Annotated in this window: 3 protein-coding genes and 1 riboswitch; all 3 genes read right to left on the bottom strand. The window is 41.9% G+C overall.

Annotated elements, in window-relative coordinates; all coding sequences use genetic code 11:
• A partial coding sequence (locus ACH2DQ_RS25170; protein ID WP_395028609.1) for a phosphoribosylaminoimidazolecarboxamide formyltransferase occupies positions 1-1110 on the bottom strand: 1110 nt, incomplete at its 3' end.
• A gap of 62 nt (positions 1111-1172) precedes the next feature.
• Positions 1173-1251, bottom strand: a riboswitch (ZMP/ZTP riboswitch).
• 210 nt (positions 1252-1461) lie between these two features.
• A complete protein-coding gene (gene phnX / locus ACH2DQ_RS25165; RefSeq protein ID WP_394912499.1) occupies positions 1462-2229 on the bottom strand; it encodes a phosphonoacetaldehyde hydrolase in 768 nt (255 codons plus the stop codon).
• A gap of 179 nt (positions 2230-2408) precedes the next feature.
• Positions 2409-3179 (bottom strand): 2-aminoethylphosphonate--pyruvate transaminase (locus tag ACH2DQ_RS25160; RefSeq protein WP_395028608.1); only part of this gene is annotated, 771 nt, incomplete at its 5' end.

The following is a 3179-nucleotide window of genomic DNA, read 5'->3' as shown; positions in this document are numbered from 1 at the left end:
TACATTGTCATCTCTTACAGAACCCCCAGCCTGTGCTACAAACTTAACACCGCTCTTGTGTGCTCTCTCAATATTATCACCAAATGGGAAGAATGCATCGGACCCAAGTGCTACATTGTCCATTGTCTTCAGCCATTCCACTTTTTCTTCTTTTGTCAATGGTTCCGGTTTCACGGTAAATACTGCTTCCCACATACCGTCACGCAATACATCATCATAATCGTCTGATACATAGACATCTATTGCATTATCTCTGTCCGCTCTTCTTACGCCTTCTTTAAATGGAAGATTCAATACTTTTGCATGCTGTCTTAAATACCATACGTCTGCTTTATTACCTGCAAGTCTCGTACAGTGTACTCTGGACTGCTGTCCGGCACCGACTCCGATTGCCTGTCCGTCTTTTACGTAGCATACTGAATTGGACTGTGTATATTTTAATGTAATCAGTGATATTAATAAATCTCTTTTTGCTGCTTCCGGCATATCTTTAACCTGAGTGGGGATATTCTGCTGAAGCATTTCTTTATTAATTACAATATTATTTCTTCCCTGCTCAAATGTGATTCCAAAGATGTCTTTTGTTTCCTGTACAGCCGGTACATAATCCGGATCCATCTGGATCACAACGTAATTTCCGCCCTTTTTCGCTTTCAGGATTTCCAAAGCTTTTTCAGAATAAGAAGGTGCTATAATACCATCCGAAACTTCTCGTTTAATATATAATGCAGTCGCTTCATCACACTCGTCTGACAGTGCTGCGAAATCACCATAAGAAGACATTCTGTCTGCCCCCCTTGCACGGATATATGCAGTGGAAGCATCTGTTAACGGGCAGCCTTCAACAAAATAGATCTTTTTCATTGTTTCATCAAGAGGTTCTGCTACAGCTGCACCTGCCGGACTTACATGCTTGAAAGAAGCTGCTGCTACCATGCCTGTTGCGGCCTTTAATTCCTTGACTAACTGCCAGCTGTTAAAAGCATCCATAAGATTTATGTAACCTGGTCTGCCGTTTAAAATCTTGATTGGGAGTTCTCCGTCTTTCATAAAAATCTTAGCTGGTTTCTGATTTGGGTTACAACCGTACTTCAATTCGAATTCTTTCATCACTGTTACACTCCTTTTAACTTGCTAATGGTTTATTTGATAAAAAAGAGCCTACTACCCGGGCTCTCTGCCCAGACGGTCGGCTCATTATCATTATACTTCACGTGGTTAATTCCACTTCCGTCAGTCGTATAACTAAAATCAACATAACATTTTTTGCTGGAGATGTCAAGATCTTTTTTCGGGATCTTTCCGACGATCTCTAATCTCAATACCTTATTTCCCTGAATCAATGCCTTTAACTGCTCATCCGTCAGACCTGTCTCTTTCAGGATATCATCTTTGGATTTTTGTTCCAGCAGTAATCTCATAGTGTCGGTTTCAAGGTTTTTTTGTTGTCTGGATGGAGTATTAGATTAATTCTAAAATCCCCCGGACATCCTTTATCACACAGTCTGCACCTGCGTCTTCATAAATTCTGCTTACCCTGTCCAGTTCCACCTGTTTTTCTTCTTCGGACAGTGCTTCATATTCCTCCTGGGTAAGTGCCATTTCGGAACTGCCTTCCAGGATGCCCACAGTATATACGCCGGCATTTTTTCCTTCTTTTATGTCCGATACGGTGTCTCCTGCCTTTATTACGCTTTGAACAGATGATATTTTAAGGGTCTCCATATTTTTGAAGATCATGAATGGGTATGGACGTCCCATGCTGCCTACAGAATCAGGGCTGAACCATGCATCCGGTTCATATCCGGCTTCCTTTGCCTTTTTGGTGACGATGTCCATCATCATATCAGTATAGCCCGTTGTTGATCCGATTTTGATTCCTTTTTCTCTTAGTTTTTCTACTGTTTCCAGTACATAAGGCTTGGGCTGTGCAAAACCATCCAGAATTCCCATTAATTTACTCTCGAATAACTCATAGAGCTTTTCCACATCACTTTCCCCGGATGGAGCCTGATACTTCTCAACCCACAATTTCTGTATACGGGGCATTGCAAGCATGGTACGGATATGGTCTCTTTTCAGCATACCCATGGGCTTTCTTACTTCTTCCATAGTCGGTTCTATCCCAAAGTGCTTAAATACTTCTACAAATGCCTGCACCGGTGCAAAACATCCATAGTCTACGGTGGTGCCTGCCCAATCGAAAATAACTGCTTCTATCTTATTCATGTTCTGATCTCCTTTTTCTTTCACTGCATGGTATCCTATTGTAACAGTTCAGACAGGTATGCGCATTTACTGCGCATACCGTACGAAAACCTAGAGCCTGCAGACATCCAGTCCTTCGCCGAAGGCGAATTTCAATGGGCTGGATGTGTAACAGTTCATGCTGTCTGAACTGTTACATCTTATTTGTACTGTCCAAAGAAAGCTTCCATAATCTCACATAACTTTTCGATATCTTCTCTGTAGATCTCTCCGATGTTGCCGATGCGGAAGGTATCTGCTTCTGTTACTTTTCCAGGATAAATGGCATAACCTCTTTCCTTGATATAGAGGTACATTTCCTCAAAAGAGAATTTATGCTGATCCGGATAGAAGAAGGTTGTGATAATCGGTCCCTGAAGCGCTCCTCCGATATATGGGCGAACCCCCATTTTTTCTAATTTTTCAATCAAGAGTCTGTTATTGTCATAGTAACGTTTGCTTCTGGCTTCGATTCCGCCTTCTATATGAAGTTCGTCTAATGCTTTTGAAAATGCCAGAACCACATGGGTCGGGGATGTAAATCTCCATTTTCCATCCTTGTTCATTGTCTCCCACTGATCATATAAATCCAGTGACAGGCTTCTTGCCTTGCCCTTACTTTCCATCAATTTCGCTTTATTGGCTATAATAAAGGAGAATCCCGGAACTCCCTGGATACATTTATTGGCACTGCTCACGATGAAATCTATACCCCATTCACCAACCGGTATTTCCACGCCTCCAAAGCTGCTCATTGCATCTACGATAAAGGTACGTCCTCTTTCTTTTACAACCTTTGCAACTGCCTGGATATCATTTAAGATGCCGGAAGTTGTTTCACTGTGTACCATAGACACATGTGTGATCTGAGGATCAGCATCCAGCAATTCCGCTATTTTTTCAGCATCCGGTACTTTGTCATAATCCTGCTG

Source organism: Robinsoniella sp. (genome assembly GCF_034124845.1).
Note: the sequence above shows the minus strand (reverse complement) of the source record. Positions and strands in the feature narration are given on the sequence as shown.

What these genes read in the sequence shown, in the direction of transcription:
- phnX (WP_394912499.1), bottom strand. Translation starts at nt 2,229, where the DNA reads ATGAATAAGATAGAAGCAGTTATTTTCGATTGGGCAGGCACCACCGTA.